The organism is Rhodococcus sp. PD04, assembly GCF_035918275.1.
Lineage (GTDB): Bacteria > Actinomycetota > Actinomycetes > Mycobacteriales > Mycobacteriaceae > Rhodococcus > Rhodococcus rhodochrous.
Genome location: NZ_CP142143.1, coordinates 2,744,545 through 2,762,475, shown reverse-complemented (window position 1 = coordinate 2,762,475; position 17,931 = coordinate 2,744,545). Strand labels below are relative to the sequence as shown.

Sequence of the window (17,931 nt, the reverse complement as noted above, 5' to 3'; positions counted from 1 at the left end):
TCGACGATCGGTGTGGTCACCGCTGCTTCGAACTCCTACCCTACCCAGCGAACCGGTCCACCGGTGGCGACACGCGTACTCGCGACCTGTGTTCCGGCGACCGCCCCCTGCCGGGCGGGCGGTCAGTGGGTGAGCTGATCGACCAGTTCCGCCGCCGACTGCGCCGTCTCGAGCAGCTCCCCGACATGCGCGCGGCTGCCGCGCAGCGGCTCGAGCGTCGGGATGCGCACCAGCGACTCGCGACCGAGATCGAAGATCACCGAATCCCAGCTCGCCGCCGCGATATCGGCACCGAAGCGGCGCAGGCACTCGCCGCGGAAGTAGGCGCGGGTGTCCGACGGCGGGGTGTGCACCGCGTCGAGCACCTGCTGCTCGGACACCAGCCGCTGCATCGATCCGCGGGCGACGAGCCGGTTGTACAGGCCCTTGTCCAGGCGCACATCCGAGTACTGCAGGTCGACCATGTGCAGGCGCGGCGCCGACCACGAGAGCCCCTCACGGTTGCGGAAACCCTCGAGCAGCCGCAGCTTCGCGGGCCAGTCCAGCAGGTCGGCGCATTCCATCGGGTCGCGTTCGAGCAGGTCGAGCACCATCGCCCACTTGTCGAGGATGTCGAGGATCCGCTTGTCCTCGGTGCCGTCGTGGAACTTCGCGACCCGTTCGTGGTAGATCCGCTGCAATGCCAGGCCCGTCAGCTCGCGGCCGTCGGCGAGCGCGACGGTCTTGCGCAGCGACGGGTCGTGGCTGATGTGGTGCACCGCGGTGACCGGGCGGGCGAGCTGCAGATCCGACAGGTCGATGCCGGCCTCGATCAGGTCGAGCACGAGCGCGGTGGTGCCGACCTTGAGGTAGGTGGACATCTCCGCCAGATTCGCGTCGCCGATGATCACGTGCAGCCGCCGGTACTTGTCGGCGTCGGCGTGCGGCTCGTCGCGGGTGTTGATGATGCCGCGCTTGAGGGTGGTCTCGAGACCGACCTCGACCTCGATGTAGTCGGCGCGCTGCGACAACTGGAAACCGGGCTCGTCACCGGACTGGCCGATCCCCACCCGCCCGGAGCCGGTGATGACCTGCCGGGAGACGAAGAACGGGGTCAGGCCCGCGACCACCGCGGAGAACGGGGTCTCGCGGTCCATCAGGTAGTTCTCGTGGGTGCCGTAGGAGGCGCCCTTGCCGTCGACGTTGTTCTTGTACAGCTGCAGTCGCGGTGCGCCGGGCACACTCGAGGCGTGCCGGGCGGCGGCCTCCATCACCCGCTCCCCGGCCTTGTCCCAGATCACCGCGTCGAGGGGGTCGGCGACCTCCGGGGCGGAGTATTCGGGGTGGGCGTGGTCGACGTACAGGCGCGCCCCGTTGGTGAGGATCATGTTCGCGGCACCGACCTCGTCGGCGTCGATGACCGGGGCCGGGCCGTTGAACCGGCCCAGATCGAAGCCCCGCGCGTCGCGCAGGGGCGATTCGACCTCGTAGTCCCAGCGGGTGCGCCGGGCACGCGGCACCCCCTCGGCGGCCGCGTAGGCCAGCACCGCCTGCGTGGAGGTCAGGATCGGGTTCGCCGATGGCTCGTTGGGTGAGGAGATCCCGTACTCGACCTCGATACCGATGATCCGCTGCATGCCGTCGAGCCTAGGCGATCCGGACGCTCACGGTCGTGAACAGCCCCGCGACCGGTCAACGGTGCGGCTGCGGGGTGCAGTCCAGATAGCCGTACGCCCCGATCGTCTGCAGCGCCACCCGCACCGGCAGCGGCGCCCAGCTCGCCTGCCGGTCGGTCCCGAGCCGCGGGTCGCGCACCGGGATCGCCCGGCCCCGGGTGTGCACCACCGCCTCACCGGCGGCGCACACATTGCGCACCCAGTCGGTGTCGGCGCCGTAGGTCAACGCGATCCGCAGATCGTCGCCGGCGGTGAACAACAGCACCGGGGTGCGGAACACCCGGCCCGAGCGGCGCCCGCGATGTTCGACCACCGCGAGGCCCGGCAGCAGCTGCGCGAAGGGGGTGGCGACCCGGTTGGTGACGATCTTGTTGAACCGGGCCATGGTGCGCGGCAACGGCATGGACGGTCCTCCCCGACAGGCCGCGACGGCCGGACCTTCCGGAGGAGGGAAGGCCCGGCCGTCGAGGGTCGATTCCTACAGGTACTGGCCGGTGTTCGACTCGGTGTCGATCGCGCGGCTCGCGCTGGCGTTCTTGCCGGTGACCAGGGTGCGGATGTACACGATCCGCTCGCCCTTCTTCCCCGAGATCCGGGCCCAGTCGTCCGGATTCGTGGTGTTGGGCAGATCCTCGTTCTCGGCGAACTCGTCGACGATCGAATCGAGCAGGTGCTGCACCCGCAGACCGGGCGCCCCGGTCTCGAGCACCGACTTGATCGCGTACTTCTTCGCCCGGTCGACGATGTTCTGGATCATCGCGCCGGAGTTGAAGTCCTTGAAGTACAGGACCTCCTTGTCGCCGTTGGCGTAGGTGACCTCGAGGAACCGGTTGTCCTCGGATTCGGCGTACATCCGCTCGACGACCCGCTCGATCATCGCCCGCACGCACGCGGCCCGATCGCCGCCGAACTCGGCGAGATCGTCGGCGTGCACCGGCAGACTCTCGGTCAGGTACTTCGAGAAGATGTCCTGCGCGGCCTCCGCGTCCGGACGCTCGATCTTGATCTTCACGTCGAGGCGGCCGGGCCGCAGGATCGCCGGGTCGATCATGTCCTCACGGTTCGAGGCGCCGATGACGATGACGTTCTCGAGTCCTTCGACACCGTCGATCTCGGCGAGCAGCTGCGGCACCACCGTGGTCTCCACATCGGAGGACACACCGGAGCCGCGGGTGCGGAAGATCGAGTCCATCTCGTCGAAGAACACGATCACCGGGGTGCCCTCGGACGCCTTCTCCCGGGCCCGCTGGAAGATCAACCGGATGTGCCGTTCGGTCTCGCCGACGAACTTGTTCAGCAGCTCCGGGCCCTTGATGTTGAGGAAGAACGACTTCGCTTCCTTCGAATCATCACCGCGGGCCTCGGCGATCTTCTTCGCCAGCGAATTCGCGACCGCCTTCGCGATCAGGGTCTTACCGCAACCGGGCGGGCCGTACAGCAGCACACCCTTCGGCGGGCGCAGCGAATACTCGCGGAACAGATCCTTGTGCAGGAACGGCAGCTCCACCGCGTCGCGGATCTGCTCGATCTGCCGGCCCAGGCCACCGATGTCGCTGTAGTCGACGTCCGGGACCTCCTCGAGCACGAGATCCTCGACCTCGGCCTTGGGGATCCGTTCGAAGGCGTAACCGGCCTTGCTGTCGACCAGCAGCGAATCGCCCGGGCGCAGCGTGAACGAGTTCTCGTCGTCGACGAGCACATCGGTCCGGTTGTCGGCGGCGGCCGCGGCGAGCGGGGCCGCCAGCCACACGATGCGCTCCTCGTCGGCGTGCCCGACCACCAGCGCGCGGGTGCCGTCGTCGAGCACCTCCCGCAGGGTGGTGATCTCGCCGACGCGTTCGAAACCACCGACCTCCACGACGGTCAACGCCTCGTTCAGACGCACCGTCTGACCTGGCCGGAAGGTGTCGAGTTCGAGATTCGGGGACACCGCGACCCGCATCTTGCGGCCCGAGGTGAACACGTCGACGGTCTGATCGTCGAACGTCTCGAGCAGCACCCCGTAGCCGCTCGGCGGCTGGGCCAGCCGATCGACCTCCTCGCGCAGCGTGATCAACTGCTGGCGCGCATCCTTGAGGGTCTCGAGCAGTTTGCCGTTGCGGACCGTGAGGGACTCGAGCCGGGCTTCGAGGTCGCGTACCTGATCGGACGGTTCGCCGAGCCGACGACGCAAGGTCGCCACCTCTGCGCGCAACTCTTCGATTTCGCGTGCCGCCGCAACCGCATCCGGCTTCTCTGACGAGCTCATAGCGACTCCCTCCACTGTCGGTCATTCCACGCTACCGGGACATCGCCCCACATGGGGGAGGACACGAAACAGTCGTGTTCCGAACATGTGTCGCGTGTGGGACGCGCCATGGCGCCACGCCCCCGACACGCTGTTAGGCTCCCCTAATATCGTGCGTCGACCGTTTCTCTCGAAAGGTACTCCTCCGTGACCCCACGTCCAGTTCGCACACTCTGCGCCGCCACCGCGCTCGCCGCCCTCACCACCGTGACCGGCTGCAGCTCCGACGACGCCGGCGACGACACCGCTGCCACGACCAGCGCGACGACCACCACCAGCACCCCCGTCACCGCCGCGGTCACCGTCGAGCAGCTGCAGGAACAGATCGACGTGTTCTTCGACCCGGCCGCCACCACCGAGGACCGCGCCGCCGTCGTGGAGAACGGCACCGAGCGCACCGCCGTGCTCGACCGGTTCACCGGCGTGCTCGCCGGCTACCCCCTCACCGGTACCGTCGGCGAGATCACCACCGTCGACGCCGACACCGTCACCGCCACGACAGAGGTCGCCGGCCCGCACGGCGGCGCCCCGATGCCGCTGACCTTCGAACAGATCGACGGCACCTGGGTCATCGCCGACGAGAGCGCCTGCTCGATCCTGACCATGGGATCGCTCGGCTGCGAATGACCTCCACCGGTTCGCGGAGACCGGCGTCGGCTCAGCCCTTGCTGGGCCGACGCTGCGGCTTCGGGGTCTCCACCCCGTCCTGCAGCCGCCGGGCACTGACCAGGAACGCCGTGTGCCCCTGCATCCGATGCTCCGGGCGCACCGCCAGACCCACCACGTGCCACCCGCGCACCATCGACTCCCACGACCGCGGCTCGGTCCAGCAGGTCTGCTCCCGCATCGCCTCGACCACCCGCGACAGCTGCGTCGTCGTCGCCACGTAGACGATGAGCACCCCGCCGGGCACCAGCGCCTTCTTCACCGTCTCGAGCACATCCCAGGGCGCGAGCATGTCCAGCACCACCCGGTCCACACGGCCGTACTTCTCGACGTCGTAGTCCGCCAGATCCCCGAGCACCGTCGTCCAGTTCGCCGGGCGCTCCCCGAAGAAGGTGTCGACATTGCGCTCGGCGTACTCGAGATGGTCCTCGCGCACCTCGTAGGAGATCACCCGGCCGTTCTCCCCGACGGCGCGCAGCAGCGAGCACGTCAGGGCACCGGAGCCGGCGCCGGCCTCGAGCACCGTCGCGCCGGGGAAGACGTCACCCTCCTGCACGATCTGCGCGGCGTCCTTCGGGTAGATCACCTGCGCACCGCGCGGCATCGACATCACGTAGTCGACGAGCAGCGGACGCAACGCCAGATAGGGGGTGCCGTTGGTGGAGGTGACCACCACACCCTCATCGGTGCCGATCAGATCGTCGTGCAGGATCCCGCCGCGGTGGGTGTGGAACTCCTTGCCCGGTTCGAGCACCACGGTGTACTTGCGGCCCTTGGCGTCGGTCAACTGCACCCGGTCCCCCACCTGGAAGGGTCCGCTGCGCCCGAGTCCGCCTACTGCCATCGCCGTGTCCACCTTCGTTCCAGCCCCGCACCCGGGATCGGGCACGCGGGTCCGGCACCGTGTCGGACCCGCGTCCTAGCCTGCCAGGTGTGACCACAGCTGCGCCCACACCCCCCACCGACACGGTGCGGCCGGTCGCCCTGTCCCCCTCCCGCGCCGCCGACTTCACCCGCTGCCCGCTGCTCTACCGCTTCAAGGCCGTCGACCGGCTCACCGCACCGCCGACCCGCGCCCAGGCGCGCGGCACCGTCGTGCACGCCGCTCTCGAAGCGCTGTTCGGCCTCGACGGACCGGCCCGCACCGCCACCGCCGCGCAGACCCTGCTGCCCGACGCCCTGGCCCGGGTCCTCGCCGCCACCCCCGATCTCGGCGTCGACACCGACGACGCGGCCTTCCTCGCCGAGGCCGCCGCGCTGCTGGACACCTACTTCACCGTCGAGGACCCCACCGCCGTCACCGCCGACGGCTGCGAACTGCGGGTGGAGACCACCCTCGACGGCGACGTCCCCTTGCGCGGCATCATCGACCGCCTCGATGTCGACGCCACCGGGGCGGTGCACGTCGTCGACTACAAGACCGGCCGCGCCCCCTCGCTGCGCGGCGAGCGGGCGGCGCTGTTCCAGCTGAAGTTCTACGCGCTGATCCTGTGGCGGCAGCGCGGCATCGTCCCGGCCTCGCTGCGGCTGCTGTATCTCGGCGACGGTCAGGTGCTGCCCTACCGCCCCGACCCCGAGGAACTGCGCCGCTTCGAACGGATCGTGCGGGCGATGTGGGCGACGATCCGGCAGTTGCGCAGAAGCGGCGACTTCCGCCCCCGTCCCGGCCCCGGCTGCCGGTGGTGCGATCATCGGGCATTGTGCCCGGCGTTCGGCGGTACCCCACCGCCGTATCCCCTCGACGGCGTTGCGACGCAGTCGATCCAGCCGACACCGTCGATTCAGTCGACGTCGGGTGCGCCCCACCGTATCGAGCAGCAGGAGAATCCCGAGTGAGCGACGCCGCCTACTATGTGCCGGTCCCCCGGCAGGCCACCCCCACCGGTCCGGTCGAGGACGTCGAGATCGCGGTGTTCCGCCCCACCGACCGCACCGTCAGCACCTGGGGACCGCACCTGCAGCACGGCGCCCCGCCCTCGGCGCTGCTCGCCCGCGCCATCGAACGGCACCGGCCGCGCCCCGACAGCCGCCTGAGCCGACTGACCGTCGAACTGCTCGGCCCCGTCCCGCTCACCGACCTCGAGGTGCGCACCCACATCGAACGACCCGGCCGCCGCATCGAACTCGTCGTCGCCGAACTGTGGGCCACCGCCCCCGACGGCACCCACCGCGCGGTCGCGCGCGGCACCGGCTGGCGCCTCGAAACCATCGACCTGCCGCAGGTCGCGCGCACCTCGGAGACCCCGATGCCCGCCCCCGGCAACTTCGAAGCCGCCGCCCCGCACGCCTCCTGGAAGGGCGGCTACATCGACACCGTCGACTGGCGCATCATCGTCCCCTTCGGCGTGCCCGGCCTGTCGTCGGCGTGGGTGCGCAGCGAGATCGCCCTCGTCGAAGGCGAAACCCCCAGCGGCCTCGACCGGTTGATGAGCGTCGCCGACGTCGCGAACGGTGTCGGATCCAAACTCGACGCCCGCGAGTACACCTTCCTCAACACCGAACTGACCGTGCACCTGTTCCGCGCCCCCGAGTTCGGTGAACAGGACTGGGTGGGGATCGCCGCCGAGATGTCCGTCGGACCCGACGGGATCGGAATGACCGCCGGTCTGCTCTACGACGAGACCGGCGCGCTCGGCCGCATCGCCCAGAACGTACAGGTGCGGCCCCGCTGATCAGCGGGGCCGCACCGGAAGACGACGGGAAGGTGCGCGTCTATTCGGGGGCGCGCATCGCCCGGCACGAGCGGATGTTCGACGCGAGGATCGCGCGGGCACCGATCTCGGCGAGCCGGTCCATCACCGCGTTGTGGCCCTTGCGCGGCACCATCGCCCGCACCGCCACCGAGTTCTCGTTCGCCAGCGGCGAGATCGTCGGCGACTCGAGACCGGGCGTGACCTCGACGGCCTGCTCGAGCAGGTGCTTCGGGCAGTCGTAATCGATCATCACGTACTGCTGCGCGAAGACCACACCCTCGAGACGGGCGATCAGCTGGTTCCGGGCCCGATCCGAGTGATCCGAACCCTCCCGCTCGATGAGCACACCCTCCGAATCGCACAGCGACTCCCCGAAGGCGACGAGATCGTGCTGCCGCAACGTCCGGCCCGAGCCGACCACATCGGCGATCGCGTCGGCGACGCCGAGCTGGATGGAGATCTCCACCGCACCGTCGAGCCGGATCACCTCGGCCTCGATGCCGCGGGCGGCGAGATCACGACGCACCAGATTCGCGTACGAGGTGGCGATGCGCAGGCCCCGCAGATCCTCGACCGACCAGTCGCGGCCCTTCGGCGCGGCGTACCGGAAGCGCGACGACCCGAAGCCCAGCGACAAGCGCTCGGTGACCGGAGCCCCCGAATCCATCGCCAGGTCGCGGCCGGTGATCCCCAGATCCAGCTCGCCGGACCCGACGTAGATCGCGATGTCCTTCGGCCGCAGGAAGAAGAACTCGACCTCGTTGACCGGGTCGATGACCGTCAGATCCCGCGAGTCGGTGCGCCGACGGTAGCCGGCCTCCTGCAGGATCTCGGCGGCGGACTCGGACAGCGAACCTTTGTTGGGGACTGCGACGCGCAGCATGACGGAATTGGGTCCTTTCGAACGACGAGCAGAAGCGAGGATCGGGATCTACAGGGCACGGACGGCGGCACCGGCGAGCGGGCCACCGGCCGTCACAGATGCTTGTAGACGTCCTCGAGCTTCAGACCCCGCCCCACCATCAGCACCTGCACCCAGTACAGCAGCTGCGAAATCTCCTCGGACAGTTCCTCGTCGGACTGGTACTCGGCGGCGATCCACACCTCACCGGCCTCTTCGAGTACCTTCTTGCCCTGGAAATGCACGCCGGCGTCCAGGGCGGCGACGGTGCCGGAGCCCTCGGGGCGGGTCGCGGCGCGTTCGGACAGCTCGGCGAACAGGGAATCGAAGGTCTTCACAGGAGTCGATTGTTTCATGCCGCGCCACCGGCCCCGCAGCCAGGACACCGACACACGCCCAGAAGGCACCGACACCCGCTCAGAACTCGAGTTCGCGCCCGCTGACGAACCGCTGCGCCACCCCACTGATCGGATCGGTGAACTCCAGCGACCGCGCCAGCAACCGCAACGGATCGGTGAAATCGTCCGCGCAGCGCCGCCGGAACCGCGGATAGAAGTTGTCCCCCACGATCGGCACCCCCAACCACGCCAGATGCAGCCGCAACTGATGGGTACGACCGGTACGCGGGAACAACCGGTAGCGGGCCAGCTCCCCCCGCCGCTCGACCAACTCGATGCGCGTCTCCGAATTCGGCTCGTCGGCGAACTGCTCGGCCGTCAGCTCCCCGTGCCGCTTGACGATCCGGGTGCGCACCACCTGCGGGAACGACAAGTCCGGGCGGTAGCCGGCGACGGCCTCATACACCTTGCGCACCCGCTGCCGTTCGAACAGCTCCTGATAGGGCCGCCGCCACGCCGGATCCGACGTGCACAGCAGCACCCCGGCGGTCATCCGGTCGAGCCGGTGCACCGGCACCAGATGCGGTAACTCCAGCTCGCGCCGCAACCGCACCACCACCGACTCGCGGATGTGCGCGCCGCGCGGGATCGTCGCCAGGAAATGCGGCTTGTCGACGACGACGAGACCGTCCTCCCGGTGCAGCACGTGCACCGGGAACGGCACCGGCACCTCCGGCGCCGGATCGCGGTAGAAGTACACGAACCGCGTCGGCTGATACGGCGTGCGCGCGTCGATGCGGCGGCCGTGCTCGTCGACCAGCTCGCCCGCGGCCATGTGCGCCGCCCAGTCCTCCTCGGGATGGCCGGCCTGCAGGAACTCGACGATCGTGGCCGCGTCGACGTCGGCGGGCATCCGGACCCGATCGGGACCGAGCCCGTCGCGCACCGGCAGCGGTGCAGCACGCACCGGTCTACGCCTCCACGGGGTCCGGGACGCAGCCCTCACACACCAGAGTCAGCTCCCGGCCGTGGATGTCCGGATGGTTCCGATACCGCGAGGTGTGAGACCCGCACAGGGTGCAGCGGCCGATCACCGTCGCGGCGTCGCTGAACTCGACGTTCATCCGCCCGTCGAAGACGTACAGCGACCCCTCCCACAGACCCTCGTCGCCGAAGGTCTCGCCGTAGCGGACGATGCCACCGTCGAGCTGGTAGACCTCCTCGAACCCGCGGTTGCGCATCAGCGCCGACAGCACCTCACAGCGCACCCCACCGGTGCAGTAGGTGACCACCGGACGGCCCTTGAGATGGTCGTAGCGTCCGCTGTCGAGCTCGGCGACGAAATCGCGGGTCGTGGCGACATCCGGCACGATCGCGTCCCGGAACCGGCCGATCTGCGCCTCGAACCGGTTGCGGCCGTCGAAGAACACCACCTCGTCGCCGCGCTCGGCGACCAGCTCGTGCACGCCGTGCGGCGACAGATGGGTGCCGCCGTCGACGATGCCGTGCTCGTCGACCTTCACCTCGTCGGGCACCCCGAAGGTCACGATCTCCGGGCGCACCTTCACCGACAACCGCGGGAAGTCGTCACCGGTACCGTCGGACCACTTGATGTCGGTGTCCTTGAACGCCGCATAACTGCGCAACCCGCGCACGTACTTCTTCACATCGGCGATGTCGCCGCCGACGGTGCCGTTGATGCCGTGCTCCGAGATCAGGATCCGCCCGGTCAACCCCAGCGACGACGCGAGGGTGTGCTGCCACAACCGGATCGCCTCCGGGTCGGGCAGCGGGACGAACTTGTAGAACAACACGATCTTCGGGACCGCCACCTCAGGACACCCCCGCCCCGTGCAGCTCGTGCAGATCCTCGGCGCTCAACCCCTCGAGGGTGGACCGGAACACCCGCCGCTCCGAGCCGGGCACCTCCACCAGCGACGGCACCACCAGCACCGTGCACCCGGCCGCATCCGCCGCGGCCGCCCCGGTCGGGGAATCCTCCACCGCCAGGCACTGCGCCGGATCCAGCCCGAGCAACTCCGCCGCCCGACGGTAGGGCGCCGGATCCGGCTTGCCGGCCGGCACCTCGTCGCCGCACACCGAATGATCGAAATGCTCGCGGCCCAAGGTCTCGAGGGCCACCTCGCACAACGCCCGCTCGGTATTGGTCACCAGCACCGACCCCAACCCGGCCTCACGGACGGTGCGCAGCGCAGCCTGCGCGCCGGGCCGCCACGTGAGTCCGTCGGCGAACAACCGGCCCATGTAGCCGGTCAACCACGCCGCCGCAGCCGCCGCCTCGTCCGGGGTCGGTTCCAGACCCAGCCCGGCGAAGGTACGCAGCACCGCCAGATCCATCGGCCCACCGATCGTGGAGATGCGGGTCTCGTCGCTCATCGGCCCACCGAGATGCAACGACAACTCGTGCATCCCGATGTCCCACAAGCGTTCCGATTCGAGCAGGGTGCCGTCCATGTCCCACAGCACCGCCCGCAGCGCACCGGTCTGCACCGCGAGCGGCGCCTCCACCCGATCAGACATTGAAGTACTTCGCCTCCGGGTGGTGCAGCACGAACGCATCGGTGGACTGCTCGGGATGCAACTGCAACTCCTCGGACAACTCCACCCCGATCCGCTCGGGTTCGAGCAACTCGACCAGCTTGATGCGGTCCTCGAGATTCGGGCACGCGCCGTAACCGAACGCGAACCGGGCGCCGCGATAGGCGAGCTTGAAGTACTCCGCGACCTCCTCCGGATCCTCGTCCGCCGCCGTGCCGCCCTCGGCGAACGCCAGCTCCTGCCGCACCCGCCGATGCCAGTACTCGGCCAGCGCCTCGGTCAGCTGCACACCGATGCCGTGCACTTCGAGATAGTCGCGGTACGAATTCGACGCGAACAGCTCGTTCGCGAAGTCCGCGATCGGCTGCCCCATCGTCACCAGCTGGAACGGCCACACATCCACCTGACCCGACGCGATCGCATCCTCCCGCGACCGCACGAAATCGGCGATGCACAGGAACCGCGAACGCTGCTGCCGCGGGAAGGTGAACCGGTAGCGCTCGGGCGCATCCGGACGCGGCTCGGTCAGCACCACCACGTCGTCACCCTCGGATACCGCCGGGAAGTAGCCGTACACCACCGCCGCGTGCTGCAGGATGCCCTCGGTAGCCAACCGGTCCAGCCAGTACCGCAACCGTGGCCGGCCCTCGGTCTCCACGAGTTCCTCGTAGGTCGGGCCGTCGCCGCCGCGCTGCCCACGCAACCCCCACTGCCCCAGGAACAGCGCACGCTCGTCGATCAGCGCCGCATAGTCGGCCAGCGGGATGCCCTTGATCACCCGGGTGCCCCAGAACGGCGGCGTCGGCACCGGCAGATCCTTCGCGACATCACTGCGCTCGGGGATCTCCACCGGCGTCTCCGCGGCCTTGCGCTTCTCCGCGATCCGCTTGCTGCGCTCGTGCCGCTCCTTGCGCTCGGCGGCCTTGCGGGCAGCCTCGATCGCCTCCGGGCTGTCCGGCGCCGGACCCTCACCACGCTTCTCCGCCATGACCCGGTCCATCAACGACAGACCCTCGAACGCATCGCGTGCGTAGGAGACCTTGCCCTCGTAGACCTCCGCCAGATCGTTCTCGACGTAGCTGCGGGTCAGCGCCGCACCACCGAGCAACACCGGGAACTGCTCGGCGACCCCGCGAGCGTTGAGCTCCTCGAGGTTCTCCTTCATCACCACGGTCGACTTCACCAGCAGACCCGACATGCCGATCACATCGGCGCGCTTGTCCACCGCCGCGTCGAGGATCGTCGCGATCGGCTGCTTGATACCGAGGTTGACCACCTCGTAGCCGTTGTTCGACAGGATGATGTCCACGAGATTCTTGCCGATGTCGTGCACATCGCCCTTGACCGTCGCCAGCACGATCCGGCCCTTGCCCTCGTCGCCGGTCGACTCCATGTGCGGCTCCAGGAACGCCACCGCGGTCTTCATCACCTCGGCGGACTGCAGCACGAACGGCAACTGCATCTGTCCCGACCCGAACAGCTCACCGACCGTCTTCATGCCCGACAGCAGCGTGTCGTTGATGATCGCCAGCGGCGGCGTGGTCTTCATCGCCTCGGTCAGATCGTCCTCGAGACCGTTGCGCTCCCCGTCGACGATGCGCCGCTCGAGCCGCTCGAACAGCGGCAACGCGGCCAGTTCCTGCGCGCGCGACTCGCGTGCCGACGCCGCCGACACACCCTCGAACAGCTCCATCAGCTTCTGCAGCGGGTCGTACCCCTCGCGGCGCCGGTCGTACACCAGATCCAGCGCGACCTGCCGCTGCTCCTCCGGGATCCGCGCCATCGGCAGGATCTTCGACGCGTGCACGATCGCCGTGTCCAGCCCCGCCTCGGTGCACTCGTGCAGGAACACCGAGTTCAGCACCTGCCGCGCCGCCGGATTCAGACCGAACGACACATTCGAGATACCGAGGGTGAAGTGCACCTCCGGGTGCGCCTCGTGGATGCGGCGGATCGCCTCGATCGTCTCGATCGCATCGCGCCGCACCTCCTCCTGGCCCGTGGAGATCGGGAAGGTCAACGCATCGACGATGATGTCCTGCGGCGACAGCCCCCACTTGCCGGTCAGATCGGTGATCAGCCGCTCGGCGATGCGCACCTTGTGCTCGGCGGTGCGGGCCTGGCCCTCCTCGTCGATGGTCAGCGCGACCACCGCCGCGCCGTGCTCGACGACGTGCTCCATGATCCGCTCGAACCGCGAACCCGGGCCGTCACCGTCCTCGTAGTTCACCGAGTTCACCGCGCAACGGCCACCGAGATGCTCGAGGCCCGCCTTGATCACATCCGGCTCCGTCGAGTCGATCATGATCGGCAACGTCGACGACGTCGCGAACCGCGACGCCAACTCCGCCATGTCCGCCGCCCCGTCACGCCCGACATAGTCGACGTTCAGGTCCAGCATGTGTGCGCCGTCGCGGATCTGATCCTTCGCGATGTCCAGGCACTTCTGCCAATCCGCGGCCAGCATCGCCTCGCGGAACGCCTTGGACCCGTTCGTGTTGGTGCGCTCACCGATCATCAGGATCGACGCGTCCTGCTCGAACGGCACCGAGGTGTACAGCGACGACACACCCGGCTCCGGATGCGCGGCGCGCGGCGCCGGCTGCAGCCCGCGCACCGCCTCGGCGACCTGCCGGATGTGCTCGGGGGTGGTGCCGCAGCAGCCACCGACGAAAGTCAGTCCATAGTCGGAGACGAAGCCGGCCAGCGCCTCGGCGAGTTCCTCCGGCTGCAGCGGGTACTCGGCGCCGTTCGCGCCCAGCACCGGCAGACCGGCGTTCGGCATCACCGACACCGGGATCGTGGCGTGCTGCGACAGGTACCGCAGGTGCTCGCTCATCTCCGCCGGACCGGTCGCGCAGTTCAACCCGATCAGGTCGATGCCGAGCGGTTCGAGGGCGGTCAGCGCGGCACCGATCTCGGAGCCGAGCAGCATCGTGCCGGTGGTCTCCACCGTCACGTGGGTGACGATCGGGATCCGGCGACCGGCCTGCTCCATCGCCCGCTTGCTGCCGATGATCGCGGCCTTCGCCTGTAGCAGGTCCTGGCAGGTCTCCACGAGGATCGCGTCGGCGCCCCCGTCGAGCATGCCCAGCGCCGCCTCACCGTAGGCGTCGCGCAGCGCAGCGAACGGCGCGTGCCCGAGGGTGGGCAGCTTCGTGCCCGGACCCATCGACCCGATCACCATGCGGGCCATGCCGTCGGCGCCGGGACCCATCTCGTCGGCGACCTCGCGGGCGAGGCGGGTACCGAGCTCGGACAGCTCACGGATGCGGTCGGCGATGTCGTAGTCGGCGAGGTTGGGCAGGTTGCAGCCGAAGGTGTTCGTCGAGACGACGTCGGCGCCGGCCTCGAAGTACGCCCGGTGGATCCCCCGGATCACATCGGGACGAGATTCGTTGAGGATCTCGTTGCACCCCTCCAAACCGCGGAAGTCGTCGAGCGACAGATCCGCGGCCTGCAACATGGTGCCCATCGCCCCGTCTCCGATGACAACGCGCTGGGTCAGCGCATCGAGCAGGACAGAATGAAGTGGGGTGGACATGCCCTTCAGACTAGTGGGCGCCCGGATCGGCCCGGGTCGTAGGCTGGACGAGTGAGTACACCCGAGTATCCCGAGACCCCGGACCAGGACGTCCCCGTCCTGCGAGATCCGGTGCTCGTCGCCGCCTTCGAGGGGTGGAACGACGCCGGCGACGCCGCCAGCGGCGCCGTCGAGCACCTCGAGCTGATCTGGGACGCCGAGCCCTTCGCCGAGCTGGACTCCGAGGAGTACTACGACTACCAGGTCAACCGGCCACAGGTCCGACTCGTGGACGGCGTCACCCGCGAGATCGACTGGCCCACCACCAGACTGTCGCTGTGCTCCCCGCCCGGTAGCGACCGCGACGTCGTCCTGCTGCACGGCATCGAGCCGAGCATGCGCTGGCGCAGCTTCTGCGACGCCATCATCGAACTCGTCGACGAGTTCGAGGTCCACACCGTCGTCCTCCTCGGCGCGCTGCTCGCCGACACCCCGCACACCCGCCCGGTCCCGGTGACCGGCACCGCCTACAGCTCCGAGGCTGCCGAACGGTTCAAGCTGCAGACCTCCCGCTACGAAGGACCCACCGGCATCACCGGTGTGCTGCAGGACGCCTTCGTGCGCGCGGGCATCCCCGCGGTGTCGTTCTGGGCGGCGATCCCCCACTACGTGTCGAACCCACCGAACCCCAAGGCCACCGTCGCGCTGCTGCGCCGGGTCGAGGACGTCCTCGACCTCGAGGTACCCCTCGGCGAACTCCCCCTCCTCGCCGAGGAGTGGGAACAGACCGTCACCGACATGATCGAGGACGACGAGGAGATCGCCGAGTACGTGCGCACCCTCGAGGAGCGCGGCGACGCCGAGGCCGAGGAGGACATCTCCGAGGTCATCGCCAAGATCGACGGCGACGCCCTCGCCGCCGAGTTCGAACGCTATCTGCGGCGACGGGGCCCCGGCGGCTTCAACAAGTGAGGGATCTGCGCGAACCGCTGCAGCGCACGGCGCTGTACGCGGGAGGATTCCTCGGGCCCTTCGGCGGCAGTGTCGTCGTGTCGATGCTGCCGGAGATCGGCGCCGACACCGGTGTGTCCACCGGCACGGCCGCGACGACGGTCACCGCCTATCTCGGTGTGTTCGCGGCCGCAATGCTGTTCTCCGGCACCCTCGGTGCGAGGTGGGGGCGCGTCCGCACCGTGCGCACCGCCTATCTCGTCTACGCGGCGGTCTCGATCGCCGCGGCGCTGGCGCCGACCTTCTCGGTGCTCATCGGCACCCGCATGCTGCAGGGCGCCGCCAATGCGTTCACCACACCACTGCTGCTCGCGGCGCTGGCCGTCATCACGCCGAAGGACAGGCTCGGCCGCGCGCTCGGATTGTTCGGGGCGATGCAGGCCGCCGGTCAGACCGTCGCCCCACTGATCGGCGGTCTCGCCGCCGAGGTGAGCTGGCGATGGGCGTTCGTCGTGCTCGCCGGCGCCGCGCTGCTCCTGGCGCTCGCCGGCCTACCCGAATCGGTGCGCGACGACCCGTCCGGTACCACCCGGGCCCGTCTGCGTGACGCGCTGACCCCGCGTGTCCTGCGTATCGGGCTGGTCGCGTTGCTCGGTTGGGGTGCTCTCGGTGGGCTCGGATTCCTCCTCGCCTTCCGGGTCGAGGACGACTTCGGGTTGTCCCCGTCCGAACGCGGCGTGGTACTCACCGTGTTCGGTCTCGCCGGCATCCTCAGTTCCCGGCCGGTCGGGATGCTCATCGACCGCGTCGGTGCCCGGGCGATCGTGCTCATCGGTGCGGTGAGCGGCGCAGCGCTGGTCGTGGTCGTCGGTACCGTCCCGTGGCTCGTCGTGCTCGGCGTCGCGTGGTTCGTGGCGGGTATCGCTTCGCAGTTCATCCTCGTCGGGGTCAACGCCGCAGTACTCGGCGGGCCGGGCGGCAACCGCGGTGGCGCGGTGTCCGTGGTGCAGGCCTTCCGCTTCGGCGGTGCGGCCTTCTCCCCTCTCCTGCTGACACCGGTGTACGGCGCCGATCCGATTCTCGCGTTCCTGCTGCCAGCTGCGCTGCTCGGTGTGCTCGTTCCCCTGGCCATGACTCGACGTCCGGAGCCATCGAGCGGCTGATCCGATCCCTGGCCTTCTTGGCGGTGGATGTTGTCGATCGCTGATGCCTTGATGAGTGGTGACCACATTGGGAGGAGGATGAGTTCGTTTTTTCCAGGGTTTCCGTATTGTTCAGAATAATTCCAAGAGGCTCTCGAAGCGGTCGCGTCGTGACATCAGACCGAGCGTCTCTCCCGTCGTCGCCCACCCGGCGTGCGGCCGGTCCACCGCTTGAACGCCACCGAGAAACTCGAGGCGTCGGCGTAGCCCAGACGGTGCGCCGCCCTCTCCACCGGCAGGCCCGCATCCAGCAGCTCCCCCGCCATCGTCCCCAGTGTCTCGGCCACGATCGCCCGGTACGAGGTCCCCTCCTCCCCCAGCTGCCGCCGGAGGGTACGCACGCTCGACCCCAGCTCCGCCGCCACCTGGTCCTGGGTGGGGCCCTCGGCGGCCCGGCGCAACAACACCTCACGCACGCGGGCACCGAGCTCGCCGTGATTCTGTCTGCGCTGCAGCAGATCCGCGCACTCCCGCAGCAGCACGGCGGCCGCCTCGGGGCTCGCGGTCGGCATGGGCCGATCCAATGCCCGCGCGTCCACCACCACCGCATGCGTCGACGCCGTCGTCTCCACCCGCAGACCCCGGTCGCGGAACACGGGCGCAACCCGCTCACCGAGCGATTCGGCCACCTCGATGCGACGCACCTCCGACGGCTGCCCCCACAGCGCACTCCAGTGGGCGAGGATCCCCGAGACGTCCCGTTCCAGCAGGAAGCCCCGGAGCTGTGCCGGCACGTGCCGGTCGTCGAGGCAGAAGCGGACCTCGTCGCCCGCATATTCCAGGGCGGCGCGCGAGAAGGCAAAGGTGAGGTCGAAGAATCGGGTACCCACCTCGATGCCGTCGCGCACCGTCGCACAGCTCATCAGGGCGTAACCGAAGATCCCGTGCACCGCCGCCTGGTACCGCAGGCCGAGGGCGAACCCCTCCCCGGGCCGGTCGTCCAGCGCCGCCACGAGATTCGCGATGACGGCCAATTCCCGGTCGTCGGTGATCTCCCCGCCCGGATCGGTGATCTGCTCCTCCCCCAGCCCGGTACCCGCTAGCAGCGTGGCAGCGTCGATCCCGCGCTCACGTCCGAACGCCACCATCAGGGCCGCGCTCGTCGCCGCACGGCGGGAGGTCCAGGGGTTCACGAGGCTCCATCCTCGGCAGCGTG

16 protein-coding genes are annotated in these 17,931 nt (G+C 69.2%); 5 read left to right on the top strand and 11 right to left on the bottom strand.

Annotated features, from left to right (window positions below; translation table 11 throughout):
* Positions 1-122: 122 nt before the first annotated feature.
* The 3 genes from dop to arc all read right to left on the bottom strand — a co-directional run bounded on the left by dop (position 123) and on the right by arc (position 3,903).
* Positions 123-1,616: a depupylase/deamidase Dop gene (dop, locus tag U9J23_RS12775; protein WP_006552172.1), complete on the bottom strand. Its 1,494-nt coding sequence runs from the start codon at positions 1,614-1,616 to the stop codon at positions 123-125.
* A 55-nt stretch (positions 1,617-1,671) separates the two neighbouring features.
* Positions 1,672-2,058, bottom strand: coding sequence for a nitroreductase family deazaflavin-dependent oxidoreductase (locus tag U9J23_RS12770; protein WP_059384480.1), 387 nt, complete (start codon positions 2,056-2,058; stop codon positions 1,672-1,674).
* Positions 2,059-2,133: 75 nt separating this feature from the next.
* Complete coding sequence (gene arc / locus U9J23_RS12765) at positions 2,134-3,903, bottom strand: proteasome ATPase (protein WP_085470584.1); 1,770 nt, start codon at positions 3,901-3,903, stop codon at positions 2,134-2,136.
* A gap of 186 nt (positions 3,904-4,089) precedes the next feature.
* Here arc and U9J23_RS12760 point away from each other — a divergent pair, with 186 nt between their 5' ends.
* Complete coding sequence (locus U9J23_RS12760; RefSeq protein WP_106199617.1) at positions 4,090-4,569, top strand: hypothetical protein; 480 nt, start codon at positions 4,090-4,092, stop codon at positions 4,567-4,569.
* Positions 4,570-4,600: 31 nt separating this feature from the next.
* Here U9J23_RS12760 and U9J23_RS12755 read toward each other — a convergent pair whose 3' ends face one another.
* Positions 4,601-5,452, bottom strand: a complete 852-nt coding sequence (locus tag U9J23_RS12755; protein ID WP_059384477.1) for a tRNA (adenine-N1)-methyltransferase — start codon at positions 5,450-5,452, stop codon at positions 4,601-4,603.
* A gap of 125 nt (positions 5,453-5,577) precedes the next feature.
* Between U9J23_RS12755 and U9J23_RS12750 the strand changes: the two genes are divergently transcribed.
* Both U9J23_RS12750 and U9J23_RS12745 read left to right on the top strand, forming a co-directional pair.
* Positions 5,578-6,444 (top strand): RecB family exonuclease, encoded by an 867-nt coding sequence (locus U9J23_RS12750; RefSeq protein ID WP_272267637.1) that lies wholly within the window; start codon positions 5,578-5,580, stop codon positions 6,442-6,444.
* Positions 6,441-7,280 carry a thioesterase family protein gene (locus tag U9J23_RS12745; RefSeq protein WP_272267510.1) on the top strand — a complete coding sequence of 280 codons (840 nt, stop codon included), beginning with the start codon at positions 6,441-6,443 and terminating at the stop codon, positions 7,278-7,280. The genes U9J23_RS12750 and U9J23_RS12745 overlap by 4 nt, the downstream gene beginning before the upstream one ends.
* Before the next feature lie 40 nt (positions 7,281-7,320).
* On the opposite strand, the gene hisG is transcribed toward U9J23_RS12745, so the two are convergent.
* The 6 genes from hisG to metH form a co-directional block, all read right to left on the bottom strand.
* Positions 7,321-8,184 carry an ATP phosphoribosyltransferase gene (hisG, locus tag U9J23_RS12740; RefSeq protein WP_059384474.1) on the bottom strand — a complete coding sequence of 288 codons (864 nt, stop codon included), beginning with the start codon at positions 8,182-8,184 and terminating at the stop codon, positions 7,321-7,323.
* A gap of 92 nt (positions 8,185-8,276) precedes the next feature.
* Positions 8,277-8,558, bottom strand: coding sequence for a phosphoribosyl-ATP diphosphatase (locus tag U9J23_RS12735; RefSeq protein ID WP_170318512.1), 282 nt, complete (start codon positions 8,556-8,558; stop codon positions 8,277-8,279).
* Positions 8,559-8,619: 61 nt separating this feature from the next.
* Positions 8,620-9,507 (bottom strand): pseudouridine synthase, encoded by an 888-nt coding sequence (locus tag U9J23_RS12730; RefSeq protein WP_085470585.1) that lies wholly within the window; start codon positions 9,505-9,507, stop codon positions 8,620-8,622.
* A 4-nt stretch (positions 9,508-9,511) separates the two neighbouring features.
* Positions 9,512-10,372 carry an oxygen-dependent tRNA uridine(34) hydroxylase TrhO gene (trhO, locus tag U9J23_RS12725; protein ID WP_059384472.1) on the bottom strand — a complete coding sequence of 287 codons (861 nt, stop codon included), beginning with the start codon at positions 10,370-10,372 and terminating at the stop codon, positions 9,512-9,514.
* Position 10,373: 1 nt separating this feature from the next.
* Complete coding sequence (locus tag U9J23_RS12720) at positions 10,374-11,081, bottom strand: HAD family hydrolase (RefSeq protein ID WP_059384471.1); 708 nt, start codon at positions 11,079-11,081, stop codon at positions 10,374-10,376.
* Complete coding sequence (gene metH, locus U9J23_RS12715; RefSeq protein ID WP_272267505.1) at positions 11,074-14,643, bottom strand: methionine synthase; 3,570 nt, start codon at positions 14,641-14,643, stop codon at positions 11,074-11,076. Before metH ends, U9J23_RS12720 begins: the two co-directional genes overlap by 8 nt.
* A gap of 51 nt (positions 14,644-14,694) precedes the next feature.
* Between metH and U9J23_RS12710 the strand changes: the two genes are divergently transcribed.
* Both U9J23_RS12710 and U9J23_RS12705 read left to right on the top strand, forming a co-directional pair.
* Positions 14,695-15,594 (top strand): PAC2 family protein, encoded by a 900-nt coding sequence (locus U9J23_RS12710; protein ID WP_059384469.1) that lies wholly within the window; start codon positions 14,695-14,697, stop codon positions 15,592-15,594.
* Positions 15,591-16,736, top strand: a complete 1,146-nt coding sequence (locus tag U9J23_RS12705; RefSeq protein WP_059384468.1) for an MFS transporter — start codon at positions 15,591-15,593, stop codon at positions 16,734-16,736. The genes U9J23_RS12710 and U9J23_RS12705 overlap by 4 nt, the downstream gene beginning before the upstream one ends.
* A 155-nt stretch (positions 16,737-16,891) precedes the next feature.
* Here U9J23_RS12705 and U9J23_RS12700 read toward each other — a convergent pair whose 3' ends face one another.
* On the bottom strand, positions 16,892-17,908 hold the full coding sequence (locus U9J23_RS12700) for an AraC family transcriptional regulator (RefSeq protein ID WP_272267501.1): 1,017 nt from the start codon (positions 17,906-17,908) through the stop codon (positions 16,892-16,894).
* Between the last annotated feature and the right edge of the window lie 23 nt (positions 17,909-17,931).

What these genes read in the sequence shown, in the direction of transcription:
- arc (WP_085470584.1), bottom strand. Translation starts at nt 3,903, where the DNA reads ATGAGCTCGTCAGAGAAGCCGGATGCGGTTGCGGCGGCACGCGAAATC.
- U9J23_RS12755 (WP_059384477.1), bottom strand. Translation starts at nt 5,452, where the DNA reads ATGGCAGTAGGCGGACTCGGGCGCAGCGGACCCTTCCAGGTGGGGGAC.
- U9J23_RS12735 (WP_170318512.1), bottom strand. Translation starts at nt 8,558, where the DNA reads ATGAAACAATCGACTCCTGTGAAGACCTTCGATTCCCTGTTCGCCGAG.
- U9J23_RS12770 (WP_059384480.1), bottom strand. Translation starts at nt 2,058, where the DNA reads ATGCCGTTGCCGCGCACCATGGCCCGGTTCAACAAGATCGTCACCAAC.
- U9J23_RS12720 (WP_059384471.1), bottom strand. Translation starts at nt 11,081, where the DNA reads ATGTCTGATCGGGTGGAGGCGCCGCTCGCGGTGCAGACCGGTGCGCTG.
- metH (WP_272267505.1), bottom strand. Translation starts at nt 14,643, where the DNA reads ATGTCCACCCCACTTCATTCTGTCCTGCTCGATGCGCTGACCCAGCGC.
- dop (WP_006552172.1), bottom strand. Translation starts at nt 1,616, where the DNA reads ATGCAGCGGATCATCGGTATCGAGGTCGAGTACGGGATCTCCTCACCC.
- hisG (WP_059384474.1), bottom strand. Translation starts at nt 8,184, where the DNA reads ATGCTGCGCGTCGCAGTCCCCAACAAAGGTTCGCTGTCCGAGTCCGCC.